The following is a 16,790-nucleotide window of genomic DNA, read 5'->3' as shown; positions in this document are numbered from 1 at the left end:
AAATGAGCGTAGAAGAAAGTTGCGCCCTGGTCGCGAGAAGCGACGAACGGGCGAGAATCGTGAGAGACCTTCACGACACAGACGGAGTGGCCTTGGGTTCGTCCTACCGGAGCCCGGCCGATGGATTCGGCGGACAGGGCCGGTCGGGCCCTGCTCCGCGGAAACCTGAGAAAAGTCGTACCTGAGAGAGAATGTCGAACGGAGCCGATCAGCGCAGCGTGTCGAGTACAGACGGGAGGTCGGCGACGCTGTCGACGACGTGGCTTGCTCCCGCTGCACGGAGCTGGTCTGCGTTGTGCGCACCAGTCAGAACTCCGACGACAGCCCGAGCGCCCGATCGAATTCCGCTGGTGATGTCGGACGTGGTGTCACCGACCACGAGCATCGACTGAACCGATGACGCGCCCGAACGGAGGAGCGCAGTCAGCGGCATGTCGGGGAACGGCCGTCCGCGTACACCGTCACCTGGGCACAGCACGATGTCCGCGACGTCCTGCCAGCCGAGAGCGGCCAGGATGGCCTGCTGAGTCTCGTGGGCGAATCCTGTTGTCAGAGCGGTGGCGACCCCGGTCGACCGCAACTCCGCCAAGAGATGCTCGGCCCCTGGAACAGCACTGCAGGCGCCGTCGGCGACCAGTTGGCCGTAGCACCGTTCGAAAGCCTTGTTGGCAGACTGCGCTTGTTCTTCGTTGCCCCCGCTGAGGTGTCTGAACACCTCGATCTTGGATTGGCCCATGGTGTCGGTGACGTACTGCAGCATGCGTGCCTTCTCATCCGAATCGTGGGAGAGGCCCGCATGTTCGTCGGCAGCAGCGAACGATCGTTGGACCAGACCACTGTCTTCGACGGTGGTTCCTGCCATGTCGAACACGACAAGATCGATCGGGTGGGTGTGCGAGGTGTTCATGCGTCTACTCCTATCGAGGTAACGATGGGTTGTGCGAGTGCGTGATCGAGGCTGGACTGGGCCAGCCCCATGCTCGTGGTCATGCCTATACCGGTGGTGACGGTGACGACGTGCACACCCGGGATCGGTTCGACGCGTAGGAACTCCGAGTCGGGCGCAGAACTGTAGACGCCTTGCCAACGCTCGGAGACATCGATCGCGGCGACGCCGAACATGGCTTTCGCCTCGGTGATCAGGGCGTCGAACCCGGCTTCACTCTGGAACGGTGAGGTGGAGATGTCTCGAACGTGTGTGTCTCCGAGGAGGATCGATCCATCGGGTTGCGGTGTGTACATCTGATGTAGATCGAGGGCCGTGTAGGCGGGGTACTGCTCTGCGAGCCGGGCTGCGACGTCGGTTGTCGCGGGCAAGCCGTCGAAACCCGAGTAGCGAAGCAATGACCAACCGGTGAACAGGGGAGTGGGCAGTGGCGTCGGTAATTCGATCCGCGCACGCATCATGTGCAGGCGGCACCTCAGAAGGCCGCCGCGCTCTGCGTACTCGGGGAACAGTCGATCGATGTCGTAGTTCACCGTCACGAAGATGGTGTCGGCACGAAGATCTCCCCGCGACGTGTGGACGGTGCCGGTATCGAACGACGTTGCAGCGGTTCGCCAGTGGAAGTCCACGCCGGAAGACTCGAGCCAGGCGGCGATCGCCGGTGCTGCCTGACGGGGATCCACCTGGAGGTCGAGAGGCATGTACAGGCCGCCGGTCACGCCGTCGGCGGCAATGGGCAGTCGCTCCAGGATCTGGCCTCGGTCGAGAAGTCGAGCCTCTTCGGGGCCGCGAACGGCAGCGAACTGTCGAAGAACCTCGAGCTCGTCGTCGTGCTTGGCGACGCAGTGTGTTCCCGATTCGCGAGCCCAGAAGCCGGCGGATGCGGCCAGATCCAGCCAATGGCTGCGTCCGGCTCGGGCGTAGTCCGATGCCTCGCCCGATTGCGCCGTGATGCAGGCATGTCCGAAGTTCTGGACCGACGCGCCGGCAATGGTGTCCGCGTGATCGACGACGGCGACCGTCAGTCCCCGCCGATGGGCGTGATAGGCGTGAGCGAGCCCGACGATGCCCGAGCCGACGATCACGACGTCGTAGTTTCGTTGTGAGTGCATGCATCGACTGTCGACCCTGACAGGGCCACTTGTCAATACAGGTTACGAAAGTTTACTTCTTGTATATATAACGGTTGTTCGAGGTCAGTTCGGATCGGGCGCATAGAACTTGGTAGTGGCCTCGACCGCGGATGCGACGTGATCGGCGTCGCCGCCCGAAGTCAGATGCGCTTCACCCCATCCCGCGGCGCTCCGACGAACGAACTCGCGGCCTTCCGGGGAAGCCTGCAGCGCATCGTGATCGACGGTGTCGCCGGACGTGCTTTCGGGCTACTTTCACCGGGCGGGTGCCAGGGCGTCGGCGATCATGTGCATGGCTGCGGTCGTGGACAGTGCTCGTACGCTCGCCCGGTCGCCGGGGAGCCGAAGGGTGCGGGTGCGGGTCGGTCGACCGGTTTCGGCGATGGCGAAGCAGACGGTGCCGACCGGCTTGAGGTCGGTGCCACCCCCGGGACCCGCGATCCCGCTGGTGGAGACCGCGATATCGACGCCGACTCGCCTCAACGCCCCCTCCGCCATCGCGGCCGCCACCGGTTCGCTGACGGCGCCGTGCTCGTCGATCATGTCGGCGGGGACGTCGAGAAGACCGATCTTGGTCTCGTTCGCGTAAGACACAACGGCGCCGACGACATAGGCCGACGAGCCCGCTCGATCGGTGAGGCGGGCGGCGATCATTCCACCTGTGCACGATTCTGCGGTGCCGATTCGGCGGCCGGCCAGCCGGTCGGCCACGATGTCGTCGATCGTGGACCCGTCGTCGGAAAAGACTCGAGCACCATGATGTTCGTCGATCAGCGCCACGAGCTCCGCGTACGACGACACTGCACTCTCCGCGTAGCGGGTCACGATTTCGAGTTCTCCGAGTCGTAAGCAGGTGGTGATCTCGAGATCGTCGAATCCCGCGATCCGACGTTCAGCGGTCCGCAGAGTGGCGGCGAGGTCGGCCTCGGACAAGGTGTACGCACGGATGGTGCTCTGACGGATCTGCGTGCGTCGGGCCAGAACCTCGGCGACCGGCTCGGTCTCGAGCGCAGCGGGCCACATCGCCTGGAGCTCACGAGGAGGCCCGGGCAGGATCAGCACAGCAGGCAAGCCCCCGGCTCGGTCGGCCGGCACGACGACACCCGGTGCGGTTCCGGTCGGCGGAATGGACAGTGCGCCAACCGGAACCAACGCTTGCTTTCGGATACCTGCCTGCAACGGCTCGGAGTCGATCGCGGAACTCATCCGGCTTCGCCATCTCTCGATGATCGCGTCGATGTGCCGTTCGAGTTCCGGATCGAGATGCAATTCGCGGCCGTACAGTGCGGCGACCGTCGCTACGGTCAGATCGTCGGCTGTCGGACCCAGGCCGCCGGTCGTGATGATCAGATCGACATGTTGGTCGGCAAGAAATTGCACCTGCGCTGTCAGGTCGGCGGGTCGGTCACCGCAGACCGTGATGTGCGCGACGTCCACGCCCATCTCCAGCAGCTGTTGCGCTACCCATGGCCCGTTCCTGTCGGTCACCCGACCGGACAGAACTTCGGTTCCGGTGACCACCACACCCGCTCGCACAGTCATTCGTCGACCATACTGCCCAGGTGGCATCAGCCGAGGGCGCGCCTTCCTGCCTGCTGCGGGGACGCCACGCGGTGCTGGGACGCCCTCGACGGTGCAGACGTCGTCACGAGCCCTCGGGGCAACAGGAGTACGAACGTCGATCCGTTCTCCGGTCCGTTTCCGTGGCATTCGAGCTCTCCTCCGTGGGCGCGGGCGAGATCACGTGCGATGGACAGCCCGAGTCCTGATCCGGACCCGATCGTTCGGGCCCGATCCAGCCTGACGAGGCGCTCGAAGACGCGTTCTCGTTCTCCGGCTGGTATGCCGATACCGTTGTCACGTACTGCAAGTCGGATGTCGTGGACGGTGTGCGAGATCGTGATGGACACGGGTTCGTCGTGCGGAGAATAGGCGACTGCATTGTTGGTCAGATTGGCGAGAATCTGTGCAAGTCTGAGCGGATCGCCCTCCGCAACGACGCCCTTCCTGCCGTGCGCCTCGATGGTCCTGCCCGGGGCTGCGACGGAAAGTCGTTCGATGTCCGCCGCGACGAGTGCGTCGAGATCCACCGGCCGACGGTCGACTACGACGCCCTCGTCGATTCGTGCCAGCGACAGCAGGTCGTCGACGAGGCGCGCGGCTCGACCCGACTCACGAACCAGCAGCACTTCCAATTCTTCTCTCACGTTCGCGTCGGCGTCGGCGCCGGCGCGGATCAAGGTCTCCGCAGCGGCGCGAATGCCGGCAATCGGTGTTCTCAGTTCATGGGCTGCATCGTCGAAGAACTGTCGTGTTCTCGCCGAGGTGGTCCGTTCTCTCTGTTCCGCGGCCTCGACCGAATCGAGCATCTCGTCGAAAGCTGCGGCAGCGCTCCCGATTTCGGTGTTCGTCCGGTCCGGGTCGAGCCGGTCGCCTCGAGCGCCGCTCGCGATGCGTCGGGCAAGTACGGTCATGTGATGCAGCGGTCTCAGTGACGTTCGAACGATGACCACGACGGCGAGGCCGACGAGAACGAGCGCAACCAAGAACACGGCGACGAGTACGGATCGGAGTTGGTCTCGAACATCGGAGATGGCTGCGGTGTCCACCGCGACCGTGAGCAGGGAACCGTCGGACAGCTGGGTCGTCACGGACTCCGAGTCGGTACCCGACGGCGGGGGGCCGGGAGGCTGAAGCGGAGCGGCCGGGGGAGCCGCGGGGTCTCCCGGCTGCGGGGGATCAGGAGTGGGCGCCTCCGCATCGAGATCGGGGTTTCCGTACGTTCGTCCGTCGGTGGTGACCAATCGAGCGGTGGTTCCCCCGCCTTGGGCCGCTGTGACGACGGCGGCCGGGTCGGCACCCGTGTCGTGGATCGACCGGGCTCGCTGCACGCGGTCGTCCAGCTGCGCGGTGGCCGTTGCCTTCAACTGTGCACCGACGAGTATCTCCGTCGCTGCTACCGCTGCCCCCAGCACGAGAATCACCGCGACGATCGTCGAGATGACGAGACGGCGTCGCAGCGACGCGGTCCGCAACCCCGTTCCGGTTCTCGTCATGAGAGCAGCACGTACCCGATGCCTCGGACGGTGTCGATCACGCGGGGTCCGTGCAGCTCGAGCTTCTTGCGCAGCGAACTGATGTGGACCTCGACCAGTTGGGATCGTAGTTCTCGTATCCCCACACCTGCGTCAGGATCTGGACTTTGCTCACGGTGCGCCCCCGTTGGCGGGCCAGGTAGGTGAGTAGTCGCCATTCGGTGGAAGTGAGTTGAAGATCGACTCCTGCCCGCGACGCCGATCCAGCCTCGGAGTCGATCAACACGTCGCCGCTCCGGATGGTGCTCGGAGTTCGTCCGAGCCTGCGCAGCAGCGCGACGGCGCGAGCAAGCAGTTCCGCCATGTCGAAAGGTTTGACGAGGTAGTCGTCGGCCCCGCCGCGAAGCCCGTCGACTCGGTCGGCCACCGCGTCCCTGGCGGTCAACAGCAGCACTGCCGCATCACATTTCGACTTTATGGTCGGCAGTAGCTCGATGCCGCTGCGTCCAGGCAACATGATGTCCAGAATGACCAGGTCCGGAGCGAACTGGGTCAGCGTCGATTCCAGGTCGCTACCGTCCGGGCGACGCAGCGCGATGTGTCCGTCGTGCTCCAGCGCAGCAACGACCGACATGCCGATGGTGTCGCTGTCCTCGACGACCAGCACCCGGGCAGCACCGGCGTTTCGACTTTCGTTCACCCTCCCATCATGCGGCAGCGTCGGATGTCGCTCCTGAAGACTGGCTGAAGGAACAGTGTCGTCCGGCCACTCTTCAGCCGTACTTCAGTTTCGCCGACGAGGTTGTCTCTTGGACCGAATCACGGACCGAGAGAGGACAACGATGAAGATCAAGCACTTCGACGCTCGGCGAGTCACCCTGGGTGCGGGAATTCTGGCGCTGGCAACGATCTCCGGGGCGGGTATCGCCGCCGCCGACGGGCCGCCTTCCGCCCCGCCGCCGGTGACGACCGACGAGTCGCACGCCGACGACTCGTCACGGCCGGTGCCGCCGCAACCACCGCTGTCGCCACCTGACGACTGCGCGACGCCACCTCCGCCTCCCGCAGTCCCTGAGGACGGCGTGCCTCCGGTGCCTCCGGTGCCTCCGGTGCCTCCGACGCCACCGGGCGGCGGGGAACTTCCTCCTCCGCCCGCGCCTCCGGCAGCGCCGTCCGGCGAGTGTGCGCCGACACCTCCTGCTGGACCACCCGCACCCCCACTCGGGGCCCCACACCCGCCCCCGAAAATGCCCCAGCCTCCGCTCGCCGTTCCCGGTGGTGAAGGTACGGCGTAGCGGGCGTGCTACCCCGAAGGTTTGATGCGATGCCGGGGAGGTAAGCAGCACTACCGACAACAGCAGTACCGACACAGGGAGTTCGACGATGAGCACCAGCGAGACACCCACCGACAAGAACACCGGCAGCGGCGACGACGGATTGGGCAAGGACGGGTCCATCCCGGACACCGACGACGGAGTTGCTGTCGGGCACACCGACCAGTCGTCCTTCGAACCCGAAGAGGACGAGCAGGCGGAGGGGTGAAAATCTCAGGTTTTCTCGACTGTCACCACAGACTCGCACTTTGCAGGGTCCACCTCGGCAGCCATGCGCCGCGGGTCGCTCTCGGGAAGAGAGGCGATGAGTATTCGCTTCGGGTGCGACGAGGTCCCCGTCACGAGGTACTTCTGACCCGGCCGCACGGTGGCCGCCTCGGCGAACGGTGCGTCTTCGGGTAGTGCATCCGAGGGCTGTGCGTCCTTCTCGTTCAACGCATCGCGGACGATTCGCCGGGGATCGTACTGCCGCAGGTCGATCGATTCCCATTCGCTGCGTCGCAACTTGACCCCCATTTCCTCCTCTGCCTCGGTGCGCGTGGTGTCGACGAAGTCACGAAGCGAGCGGACCCCGTGAGCTAACTTGCGCGCGTAGCCGGGTAGGCGCGAGGGGCCGAGAAGGAATCCGGCGATGACTGCGACCAGGAAGAGTTTTTCGAAGGTCAAACCGAACATGGTGGTGCTCCGGGTTTCAGGAGTGCGTGGACAGTGGTGTGTCGTGGAGTGAGCGTCGGGAAGCTCTCTTGTCGTGCACCGCTGTGATGGCGAGGGCTGCACCGAACAGCCCCGACATCGGGAGCGCGACGAGGAACATGGACAGAACGTCGGCCGCCGGGGTGACGAGCGCGCTGAAAAGCGCGATGACGACGACCATTACGCGCCAGCTGCGCCGCAGGGCGTGCGCAGACACGATCCCCAGGCAGTTCAGCATGACCAGAAACGCCGGAAGTACGAAAGCGATTCCGGTCGCAAGGACGATCTTCATGACGAAGTCCACGTAGTAGGACGCGTTCAGGATGGTGCTGTCCTGGTCGGACGAAAAGCCGGCCAGCACGCTGACCATGCGCGGGAACAACAGGAACCCGAAGGCGCAACCAGCGGCGAAGAGCGGCGCGGCCGCAGCCGAGAATCCGACGACGTATTTCTTCTCGCGTTTGTTCAACCCCGGTGCGAGATAGGCGAACAGCTCGCGCAGCCAGACCGGGCTGGACACGATGATCCCCGCGAACAGGGCAATTCTCAGCTGGAGATCGAACGCGCCGGTCACAGTGTCGTAGTTCAAACTGGCAGCCCGTGTCGCGGCCAACTCTTCGACCGGGGTGCGCAGAACGTCGAGTATCGAATCGGACAGCAGAAACCCGATCACGATGCCGATCAGCAGCGACACCGCCGCGCGCGTCGCGCGGCGTCGAGCCTCGCGAAGATGACCGGCCAGCGGCATCGTGCCGCGCACGGTGGTAGTCGCTGCGGTCATGATGCGTGTCGGTACGGAACGGTCGTGGTGTCGTTCTCGGCACCGGTGCGGTCACGAGTCGACGAGCCGGCCGTCTCCTCACGCACCTCGTCCTTGAGGATCCGCAGAGATTGGCCGACGCCCTTGGCGAGCGACGGAAGTTTGGTGGAGCCGAAGACGAGCAGGAGAATGGCGAGGACGATGAGTGCGTGCCATCCGGTCAGGTTGTGCAACATGGTGTTTTCCTAAGTGTCGAAGTGAAGTAGCGAGATCAGTTGGAGCCCTGGGAGCCGACGTTCGGCGGTCCGCCTGCGGGCGGGGTGCCGCCGCCCATCGGCGGCTGGCCACCTCCTCCCGGTCCGCCGCCGCCGGGAGGTGCACTCATCGTGGGTTCGGTGCCGGCATCCACGGCTACTGCCAACGATCCGACGTACCCGGAAGCGGCGTCTCCGGAGAACGTTCCCATCTGCAGGTCGTAGCCGTCACCGAACACGTTGTCGTTGTCGAGGCTGCCGATCTGAGCGAGGTTCTCGGCCGAGCCGGGGTAGGTGTCGAGCTGATAGATCGTGTCGAGCATGTCCTGAGGAAATGCAATCTGGGATGTGGCGATTGCATTCTCGGCAGTCGTTGCGGAGGCCGCGTCCGGATAGACCTCGAAGTGGATGTGCGTCCAGCGTCCGCTGTAGCAACCGGGGACGATGGTCTGGAAGGTGGCCTGTCCGTTGGAATCGGCGACCTGGATTCCGCGAAGATACGTCTCGTCCTCGACGCCTTCGGAATACATCGAGTAGAGGCCGGCTGCATCGCACTGCCACATGTAGACGGCGACTCCGTCGTACGGGTTGTTGCCGTTCGCCAGGTCCGTGACCGAGAAGGTCAGCGACAGAGGCACTCCCGACACAGTGGTGCCGCCGTCGAGGCTCGACGTCACATCGCTGCGAACGATTCCGGACTCCTCGAGGACATTGACACCGTTGGTGCCGTCGGCCGGGTAAGGGCCGTTGGTCTCCTCGGGAATTTCGTCGGTGGCGGTCGCCGTCGTGGAACCGGCCGATGTCGTCGTGGACGCGGCTGCACTGCCAGTATCCGACGAGGTGGAACACGCTGCCAACGCGAACGCGCCTGCCCCGGCGCCCACGACGCTGAGAACTCTACGACGAGTCACCAACGTGGTCATGTCGAAGCGGGCACCTTGATCGACGACCTCCTCGGTGGGCCGATCGAGAAGGCGCCCTTCGTAAGCCGGGCCGTCGGGCGTATCGGTGGGTTCTGGTACTCGGGTCATGTCTATTGCTCCTCTGGGGCATTCGGTGGCTCAGTAGGTTCAATAGTGGGTGTCGATCCGGTGAGAACCCTGGCTCTCGGCTGGAAGGTTCCTGTGAACGAGAAAGACCCGGTGCCGTCACGGCACCGGGTCTTTCGTTCTCGTCGGTCAGGCGGCGTCGCCGAGGCGGGCGGCGGCCTGGGCGCTTGCTTTGTCCGGGTAGGTGTTGGTCACGTGCACCATGACCACGATCAGGATGATCGGTACCGCCCAATTGAGGAAGAAGTCGATCAGGTAGGGGCTGTCGGTTCCGGTGGCGTGCGCGTCGAGGGCGGTGACGAGTACGGACGCGGCGCCCATCACGGTGATCGCGACGCCCCAGGTGGCGGACAGGACGAAGTTGATGCGTCGGAACAGCGGTGAGGACCAGTACTCCTGAGGAGTAGACCGTTTCGCGTACTCGGCGGTGAACGGGCGCGTGGATGCCGTGGCCAGCAGGATGAGGCCGAGTACGACGCCGACGAGCGGCCGGCCCCACTCGAAGAGCCAGTTGTCGATGTTCTCGCCGCCGACGAAGCCGACTACGGCGATCAGGGAGAAGAGGACCAGCGAGTACATGTCCATCATCGTGGGGTTGCCCGTGCGTCGGCCTCGGACGACGAACACCAGACCGATGGCCGCGGCCAACAGTGCGCTCCAGGCGACGCCGTTGGCCGCCATTCTCTGCGCGACCAGAGAGAACGCGATCCAGGGAATGAAGCCGGTGAATATGGAGAGCGGATTGAGGTTCTTCGGCTCGGACATGTGGTTTCTCGCTCTCCGGTGTGAGGGTGCCGTTGCGGTCTTCGGCAGGGCGTGCAGGGTGTTCGAAGACGATCATGCGCGACGGGCGGGCTGCGGAACATCGGTCACGACGCGTAGATTTTTCTGCCGTTCACGTTCCACTCGGCACTTCTGGAATGGGTGGTCCGGTTTGTACAGTGATCCGGCGGGGCGTGACAGGGTGCCTCGCGGGATCACACAGGACCAACGAGAACTGGGGAAATATCGGATGGCACGTGAATTGGTGTGGACGGGTTTCATGTCGGTCGACGGCGTGCTGGATTCGCCGGGCGGTGAAGAGGAAGGACACCCCAGCGGTGGTTGGGTCGTACGCACCGAGTTCGTACCCGAGACGTTCTCGCTGAAGGGCGAGGAACTGCAGGAGACGACGGCCCTGATGTTCGGCCGCCGCAGCTACGAGGTCTTCGCGCCGGTCTGGGTCGGGTCCGAGGACCACGCGAGCTACAAGGACCTCCCCAAGTACGTCGTGTCGACGACTCTCGGCGAGACGGCTCTGGTCGACGGTTGGGGCGAGACGACCATCCTGAGATCGGCCGAGGACGTCGCAGCTCTCAAGGAATCCGACGGGGGAGCCATTTTCATCCACGGCAGCGGCGAACTTGCCCGCAGTCTGGCCGACGCCGGACTCATCGACCGCTACAACCTGCTGGTGTTCCCCGTCGTCCTCGGGTCCGGCAAAAATCTTTTCGGCCACGACTCACGCCCGGAGCAGCGTCTCGTTCTCCGCGAATCCGAGGCGTACTCCAACGGCGTCGTCAAGGTCGTGTACGACGTGGTGCGGTGACCGTTCCATCCATGCACTCACGGATGTAGGTACGACGCCCCGTTGACGTCGACCACCGTGCCGCTGCACCAGGCGGCTTCGGGTGAGGCGAGAAAGACGATCGTCGACGCTATCTCCTCCGGTGTGCCTACTCGGCCGAACGGACTCTGGCGACGGATGTCGTCGCCGCGTTCTCCGGCCAGTGTGGCCGCCTGGCGTTCGCTGGACACGAACCCGGGCGCGACAGCGGTGACCGAAATATCGTGCGGTGCAAGCGCTGCCGCCATCGATTGGCTGAACGCATGCAGTCCGGCCTTGCTTGCACCGTACGCGGGGTAGTCCGGCTCTCCTTTGAGTGCGCCCCTCGAGCCGACCGAGACGATCGATCCGGGCCTGCCCCTGTTTACGAGGTGGCGGGCAAAGGCCCATGTCGTATGAGCCGCTCCGATGAGATTGACCTGCAGCATCTCTCGCCAGGCCGACTCCCACTCCTCGAACGACCCCTCGGTGATGGGATGCCGGTTCGTTTCGGTCGGCCCGACGGCGGCGTTGTTGATCAACACGTCCACACTTCCGAAGCGGTCGATCACCTCGTCGACAATCCCCGGCCCACCCGTCGGCGACGAGAGATCACCGGCGACGGTGATGTGTCCGGTGCCGTCGAGGAGTTCCACTGTGTTCGCCGCAGCGTCGACTGCCGTCGAACAGTGCACGGCCACGCGATGTCCAGCTGCTGCGAATGCTCGTGCCGTGGCCCGGCCGATGCCCCCGGACGCGCCGGTAACCAGGACATTCGGATAAGCAGGAGTGTGCATGGGTGCACTGTATCGAGCGTCGGCCTCGACATTCGGGTTCACGGTGGAGTTTGGAAGCACTGCGAGCGGGTACCTAGGTCCTCGTGCAAATTGGAGACAGAGCTAGGTTCACAGCGGGGGAGAGCACGGTGGTCGTGACCATCGGCGACGTTCGAGACGACGGATTGGTGTTGGTTCAGAACGAGCCGACGGGTGCGGGCGCGTATTCGTTCCTGGTACGAGGAGAGCTGCTGGACGCGTTCGACGACGTCCCGGCGACGGTGTAGCCGCACACTCCTCACAACGCTCTCGGTGCGTTCACAACGGTGACAGCCGTTGTGAACGCACTTTTTTGTTGTAACGATTACCAAGGTCCATGCGGAAGTGACCCCCCGACGCGCGTCTACGTGGATACTCCTGACGGTGAAGCCGACTGCGCGTCCAGGTCCCGCCGCTCTGTGGACGGTCCTCTGCCTGGTCCTGGGACTGACGGTGGCAGGGGCGGGCATCGGTGAGGCACAGCCCGGCGCTGTTCGGTACACCATCGTGGGCTTCAGTACCTCCAGTGACCGCGATATGGACGTGTACGAATCCACCGACGGCAGCGCCTTTGGATCCGTTCGTGACGCCGCGTTCCGGCCGCCGTCCGGACTGATTCGCGACCCCAGCATCTTCCGGCATTCCGACGGCCAGTACTACGTCGCGTACACGACGGGCGGTGGAGCGAACATCGGTTTCGCGCGCAGTAGCAATCGCGTCGACTGGACGCCCATGGGCAACTATCCCGTCCCGTTGTGTTGCGCGTTTCTGCCGGGCACCGGAGACGGCACCGGCTCGGCAGGTCCTCCCGGTCTGACGGGTTCCGCGGGGTCGTCGGACGGACCTTCTCTTTCACCGTTCACCACGAAGGCGTGGGCACCGGAGTGGTTCGTCGACGGGGATCGGGTCAACTTGATCTTGTCCATGTCGACAGGGGGCGGGTTCGTCCCGTATCTGATGACCGCGCTCGACCCGTCGCTGACGCAGTGGAGCTTTCCGCTTCCCATTGCAGGCCTCGGTGCCGATCGCATCGATACGACCGTGGTCAAAGCAGGAGCGGTCTATCACGCGTTCACGAAGAACGAGACGAACAAGGTGCTCGAACACGCGATAGCGCCCACTCTCGCCGGGCCCTACACGTTCGTTCCGCCGGGGGACTGGGGCGCGCTGGTCGAAGGACCCGCCGTCGTCCAGTTGCCGAACGGACACTGGCGAATCTACTTCGACGCCTACACCGAGGGAAAGTATTTCTACTCCGACAGCGCGGACGGACTTCTGACGTGGAGTCCCCGGCAGGAAGTGCCAGGGTTGTCCGGCACGGTGCGTCACTTCGGTGTGCTGACCGAACCTGTCTAGGCTTCGCAGATGGCCGAAGAATCGAGACTGGAACGCGACGCCATGGTGGCCGCGCTCGCGGACTTCGAACATCGGGAACTCCGCGTCGACGGTAGGCGAGCGGCGGTGGCCGTCGCGATCGGCGGGGCGGCCGGCGACCGCCGGATGATCCTGACGAAGCGGCCCTCGAAGCTCCGCGCGCACCCAGGGCAGTTCGCGCTGCCAGGCGGCAGCCTCGACCCAGGTGAGACCGCGCCGCAGGCGTGTCTGCGGGAGTTGGCCGAGGAGGTCGGATTGACGGCCGAGCCGTCGGACATCCTGGGCCGCCTCGACGATTACGGCACCCGGTCCGGATACGTCATCACTCCGTTCGTGGTGTGGGTCGGAGACACGTTGTCGACGATGACGGTCGACCCCGGTGAGGTCGCCACCGTCTACGAGGTCGACGCCGCCGAGATCGATTCCGACCCTCGATTCGTCTCCATCGAGGAATCGGACAAGCCCGTGGTTCAGTGGCCGTTTCGCACCTCGCTGGTGCATGCGCCGACAGGGGCCATCGTGCACCAGTTCAGGGAAGTCGTGCTGCACCGGCGGCACACTCGGGTCGCGGACTTCGAGCAACCCGTGTTCGCCTGGCGTTGACCGCATCAGGCGAAGCGTTCTGTTCGACTGCCGCGGAGCGGTTCGCTCTGTAGTGTTGACGGCTGTTCACTGGACACGGCGGCGGGGCGGTTTCGATGGGCGGTACCAGCGGGGCAGGACTCGGCGACACGCCGACCCGTCGTCCCGATGTCCGAGGCTTCACCGAGGACGAGGTCATCGCGATAGACGCAGTGGTGGCTCAGTTCCCCATCGCCGTCGTGGTGCACAGCTTGGATTCGGTGATCGTCGCCGCGAACGGGGAATGCCGTGAGCTGCTCGGGTACGACGCGGGCGATCTCACCGGCGCGCCCGTCACTGATTTCATTCCGGATTCCGAGCGAGTGTCGGCCCGCCGGATGGCGCTGGACATCGCGTCGTCGCCGGTGGACGTCAACGGACGCACCGAACCGAGAAGGGCGCTGCGGCAGCTGCGTCGCAAGGACGGTGTGATCGTCTCCTGCTGGATGCACGTGGGTGTCGGCGTGCTGGCGGGGCACGAGGTCTTCATCGTGTGCATGGATCTGGTCAACCCCGTGGTGCACGACGCCCATCTGTGGCGGAGTCGAGCCGAGCGCGACGATCTGACCGGACTGTCCAGGCGGGCAGTGTTTCTCGACCATCTGAACAGTTGGATTGCCGACGATGGCGCGGTGACCTTGGCGTTCATCGACGTCGACAATCTCAAGATCGTCAACGACACCCACGGGCACAGTGCCGGCGACAGCCTCCTGGAAGCCGTCGCGCTCCGATTGCGAGAGTGGTTGCCCGGCAACGCCATCGCAGGCCGGTTCGCGGGCGACGAGTTCGTCGTCGCGCTGCCGCAGCCTTCCCCCGAACCGTCACTCGATGCCCTGTGCATCGTGCTCGACCGCGCACTGACGGGTGAGCCGGTCGCCTGGAACGGCAGGTTGTTGACCCTGGCGGTCAGCGTCGGTGCCGTCGAGCGTCTCGACGACGAGGACTGTGCGGCCCTCGTGGCGCGAGCGGATCAACAGATGTACGCGGCCAAGACCAAGCGCCGACGGGACTAGCTCAGGGCGCCGACATCAGGTTCTGCGGATCTCTGATCGTCACGTCTCGGTTCTCCTCGCGCAGTCGATCCACGGCATGCTGCAGAAGCGACCGGGCGGCGTCGTCGATTGCCCGGACGTGTTCGAAGTCGAGCACCAATGCTCGCGCTGTCGTCCGAGAGAGTGCGACCAGTATCGACTCCGCTCCGGCGAAGCGGAGGTCACCCTGCAACTCGACGGTCGCCTCGTTTTCGCCGTCGGCAGTGGTCCGGACAGCAGAGTCACCGGTCGGAGAGACGTGCATCATATGCAGTTCGAGATCCCTCGACAGCCGTTCGAACACGGCCACTCCGCGCACACTGTTGCCGTGCTCGTTCAGGTTCGGTGACACGACAGCGATGCCGACCTGCCCGGGCAGTACTCCGATGATCGCGCCCGCCACTCCGCTCTTCGCCGGAATCCCGACCGTGGAGATCCAACTTCCGGTGCCGTCGTACATTCCACACGTCGCCATCACCGACAGCACGTGCCGGTTGTGCTGGGTGTCGAGCAGTCGTTCTCCGGTCTCCGGGCTGATACCGCCGTTTGCCATGACCGCCGCGATGGTCGCGAGGTCGCGGCAGTTCACGGAGATCGCGCACTGGCGGGCGTAACCGTCGACGACCTCGGCGGGGTCGGCCCCGAGGACTCCCACTGCCTTCAACAGGTGTGCGATACCGGTGTTGCGGTCGTCGGCCTCCAGCTCGGCTTCGTGGACCGCGGCGTCGATGGACAGCTCGCGGCCGGCAAGCCGACTGTGCAGCAACCGGACTCGTTCGGCGCGATTTTCGGAGGACGCACCCTCGATCATCGAATGAACCGCGAGCGCGCCCGCATTGATCAACGCATTGCGCGGCCTGCCCGTCTCGGGTTCCAGCGAGATCTCGTTGAACGAATCACCGGACGGTTCGGTGTCCACGACCTCGGCCATCGCGTCGCGGCCACGGTCGTCGAGGGCCAACGCGTATGCGAGGGTCTTGGCGATGGACTGAACCGAGAACTCGTACTCGGCGTCGCCCGCGGTGTAGACCGAGCCGCCGACGGTGGCGAGCGCGATACCGAACAAATCTGTGTCCGCCCGTGCCAGTTCCGTATTGCCCTGCGGAATGGATCCGCCGTCGGACCCGCGACACTCGTCGAGCACAGTGCGGAGATAGTTCGAGATCGGAGATTCCACACCTAACCGTAGACGACCCATCACTGTGCCTGTTCTCGGCTATTCACCATGTTCGTCTACGATTCCGAGCGGAATTCGAACACATGACGGAAGGCGTCAGAAGCGTGATCACCGGCAGCGTCGTTGCAATTGTCACCCCGATGAAGACCTCGGGCGAAGTCGACTTCTCCGCGCTCGACGCACTGGTGGAACGGCAGGTGGCGGAAGGCACGTCCGCGATCGTGTCCGTCGGCACCAGCGGCGAGGCATCGACGCTGTCGGTGTCCGAGCACACCGAGGTGATCAGGCGGACCATCGGCGTCGTGGCAGGCCGGGTGCCCGTCATCGCCGGTACCGGCGCGAACTCGACGTCCGAGGCCATCCACCTGACCAAGTCCGCGCTCGCCGCGGGTGCCGACGGTGCCCTGCTGGTGACGCCTTACTACGTCAAGCCGCCGCAGGAGGGCCTGTACCGGCACTTCCGCGCGATCGCCGAGGCCGTGGACATCCCGCAGTACCTCTACAACGTGCCGTCTCGTACGGGGTGCGACATGCTGCCGTCCACCGTCGCGCGACTTGCCGAGATTCCGAACATCGTGGGTTTGAAGGAAGCCGCCGGTGACCTGGACCGGGTCCGCGATCTCGTCGCGCTCGAGTTGGACGATTTCGCGCTGTACTCCGGCGACGACGGCACCGCCCGCGCCAGCATGCTCGCAGGATTCCACGGCAACATCTCCGTGACCGCCAACGTCGCACCGGCGGCGATGGCCCGGATGTGTGCTGCCGCGATCGAAGGTGACGCCGAGTCGGCGTCGGAGATCGACGCGACGCTCGCGGGTCTGCACAGCGCCCTGTTCGCCGAGCCCAACCCGATCCCGGTCAAATGGGCGCTGGCGGAGATGGGTCTGATGGCCGGCGGTATTCGCCTCCCGCTCGTCGAACTCGACGAGTGGCATCACGAGGACGTGCGCGCGGCGCTGCGCACCGCCGAGCTGCTGGACTGA

19 protein-coding genes and 1 pseudogene are annotated in these 16,790 nt (G+C 65.0%); 8 read left to right on the top strand and 12 right to left on the bottom strand.

The features are described 5' to 3' along the window. Positions 1-208: 208 nt before the first annotated feature. The 5 genes and pseudogenes from CH290_RS26155 to CH290_RS26135 all read right to left on the bottom strand — a co-directional run bounded on the left by CH290_RS26155 (position 209) and on the right by CH290_RS26135 (position 5,748). Positions 209-907 carry a phosphonatase-like hydrolase gene (locus CH290_RS26155; RefSeq protein ID WP_019663398.1) on the bottom strand — a complete coding sequence of 233 codons (699 nt, stop codon included), beginning with the start codon at positions 905-907 and terminating at the stop codon, positions 209-211. Continuing rightward, positions 904-2,058, bottom strand: coding sequence for a TIGR03364 family FAD-dependent oxidoreductase (locus tag CH290_RS26150; protein ID WP_033189834.1), 1,155 nt, complete (start codon positions 2,056-2,058; stop codon positions 904-906). Before CH290_RS26150 ends, CH290_RS26155 begins: the two co-directional genes overlap by 4 nt. A gap of 276 nt (positions 2,059-2,334) precedes the next feature. Continuing rightward, positions 2,335-3,621 (bottom strand): competence/damage-inducible protein A, encoded by a 1,287-nt coding sequence (locus CH290_RS26145; protein ID WP_033189835.1) that lies wholly within the window; start codon positions 3,619-3,621, stop codon positions 2,335-2,337. 26 nt (positions 3,622-3,647) lie between these two features. Continuing rightward, on the bottom strand, positions 3,648-5,135 hold the full coding sequence (locus tag CH290_RS26140; RefSeq protein WP_020111259.1) for a HAMP domain-containing sensor histidine kinase: 1,488 nt from the start codon (positions 5,133-5,135) through the stop codon (positions 3,648-3,650). Beyond that, a pseudogene (locus CH290_RS26135) lies at positions 5,132-5,748 on the bottom strand (response regulator transcription factor). The gene CH290_RS26140 and the pseudogene CH290_RS26135 overlap by 4 nt, the downstream one beginning before the upstream one ends. 208 nt (positions 5,749-5,956) lie before the next feature. On the opposite strand from CH290_RS26135, the gene CH290_RS30030 reads away from it, so the two are divergent. Both CH290_RS30030 and CH290_RS30400 read left to right on the top strand, forming a co-directional pair. After that, a complete protein-coding gene (locus CH290_RS30030; protein WP_141217830.1) occupies positions 5,957-6,409 on the top strand; it encodes a hypothetical protein in 453 nt (150 codons plus the stop codon). Positions 6,410-6,497: 88 nt separating this feature from the next. Continuing rightward, positions 6,498-6,656 (top strand): hypothetical protein, encoded by a 159-nt coding sequence (locus tag CH290_RS30400; protein WP_019663404.1) that lies wholly within the window; start codon positions 6,498-6,500, stop codon positions 6,654-6,656. Between the two features lie 5 nt (positions 6,657-6,661). Here the strand turns inward: CH290_RS30400 and CH290_RS26130 are convergent, their stop codons facing one another. The 5 genes from CH290_RS26130 to CH290_RS26110 form a co-directional block, all read right to left on the bottom strand. Continuing rightward, on the bottom strand, positions 6,662-7,123 hold the full coding sequence (locus tag CH290_RS26130; protein WP_019663405.1) for a twin-arginine translocase TatA/TatE family subunit: 462 nt from the start codon (positions 7,121-7,123) through the stop codon (positions 6,662-6,664). 16 nt (positions 7,124-7,139) lie between these two features. Further along, positions 7,140-7,922: a twin-arginine translocase subunit TatC gene (gene tatC, locus CH290_RS26125; protein WP_019663406.1), complete on the bottom strand. Its 783-nt coding sequence runs from the start codon at positions 7,920-7,922 to the stop codon at positions 7,140-7,142. Then, positions 7,919-8,137: a twin-arginine translocase TatA/TatE family subunit gene (locus tag CH290_RS26120; protein WP_019663407.1), complete on the bottom strand. Its 219-nt coding sequence runs from the start codon at positions 8,135-8,137 to the stop codon at positions 7,919-7,921. Before CH290_RS26120 ends, tatC begins: the two co-directional genes overlap by 4 nt. A gap of 35 nt (positions 8,138-8,172) precedes the next feature. Continuing rightward, positions 8,173-9,186, bottom strand: coding sequence for an intradiol ring-cleavage dioxygenase (locus tag CH290_RS26115; RefSeq protein ID WP_019663408.1), 1,014 nt, complete (start codon positions 9,184-9,186; stop codon positions 8,173-8,175). Between the two features lie 147 nt (positions 9,187-9,333). Beyond that, positions 9,334-9,969: a DUF3159 domain-containing protein gene (locus CH290_RS26110; protein WP_019663409.1), complete on the bottom strand. Its 636-nt coding sequence runs from the start codon at positions 9,967-9,969 to the stop codon at positions 9,334-9,336. A gap of 247 nt (positions 9,970-10,216) precedes the next feature. Here CH290_RS26110 and CH290_RS26105 point away from each other — a divergent pair, with 247 nt between their 5' ends. Further along, positions 10,217-10,792 carry a dihydrofolate reductase family protein gene (locus CH290_RS26105; RefSeq protein ID WP_033189836.1) on the top strand — a complete coding sequence of 192 codons (576 nt, stop codon included), beginning with the start codon at positions 10,217-10,219 and terminating at the stop codon, positions 10,790-10,792. 17 nt (positions 10,793-10,809) lie between these two features. Here CH290_RS26105 and CH290_RS26100 read toward each other — a convergent pair whose 3' ends face one another. Beyond that, complete coding sequence (locus tag CH290_RS26100; RefSeq protein WP_026347487.1) at positions 10,810-11,586, bottom strand: SDR family NAD(P)-dependent oxidoreductase; 777 nt, start codon at positions 11,584-11,586, stop codon at positions 10,810-10,812. Positions 11,587-11,714: 128 nt separating this feature from the next. Between CH290_RS26100 and CH290_RS30395 the strand changes: the two genes are divergently transcribed. The 4 genes from CH290_RS30395 (at position 11,715) to CH290_RS26085 (ending at position 14,612) form a co-directional block, all read left to right on the top strand. Further along, entirely contained in the window at positions 11,715-11,852 is a 138-nt protein-coding gene (locus CH290_RS30395) for a hypothetical protein (protein ID WP_020111254.1), read from the top strand. 136 nt (positions 11,853-11,988) lie between these two features. After that, the gene (locus CH290_RS26095) at positions 11,989-12,960 is read left to right on the top strand and encodes a glycoside hydrolase family protein (RefSeq protein WP_033189984.1); all 972 of its coding nucleotides are present in this window, start codon (positions 11,989-11,991) and stop codon (positions 12,958-12,960) included. Positions 12,961-12,969: 9 nt separating this feature from the next. After that, the gene (locus CH290_RS26090) at positions 12,970-13,581 is read left to right on the top strand and encodes an NUDIX hydrolase (RefSeq protein WP_033189837.1); all 612 of its coding nucleotides are present in this window, start codon (positions 12,970-12,972) and stop codon (positions 13,579-13,581) included. A gap of 95 nt (positions 13,582-13,676) precedes the next feature. Continuing rightward, positions 13,677-14,612, top strand: coding sequence for a sensor domain-containing diguanylate cyclase (locus CH290_RS26085; RefSeq protein ID WP_033189838.1), 936 nt, complete (start codon positions 13,677-13,679; stop codon positions 14,610-14,612). A 1-nt stretch (position 14,613) separates the two neighbouring features. Here CH290_RS26085 and glsA read toward each other — a convergent pair whose 3' ends face one another. Then, positions 14,614-15,807, bottom strand: coding sequence for a glutaminase A (gene glsA / locus CH290_RS26080; protein ID WP_033189839.1), 1,194 nt, complete (start codon positions 15,805-15,807; stop codon positions 14,614-14,616). An 83-nt stretch (positions 15,808-15,890) separates the two neighbouring features. On the opposite strand from glsA, the gene dapA reads away from it, so the two are divergent. After that, positions 15,891-16,790 carry a 4-hydroxy-tetrahydrodipicolinate synthase gene (gene dapA, locus CH290_RS26075; RefSeq protein WP_033189840.1) on the top strand — a complete coding sequence of 300 codons (900 nt, stop codon included), beginning with the start codon at positions 15,891-15,893 and terminating at the stop codon, positions 16,788-16,790.

Origin of the sequence: Rhodococcus sp. 06-156-4, from assembly GCF_002259345.1 — a bacterium.
In the GTDB taxonomy this organism is placed as follows: domain Bacteria; phylum Actinomycetota; class Actinomycetes; order Mycobacteriales; family Mycobacteriaceae; genus Rhodococcoides; species Rhodococcoides fascians_E.
This window is presented reverse-complemented; position numbering and strand designations above follow the sequence as displayed.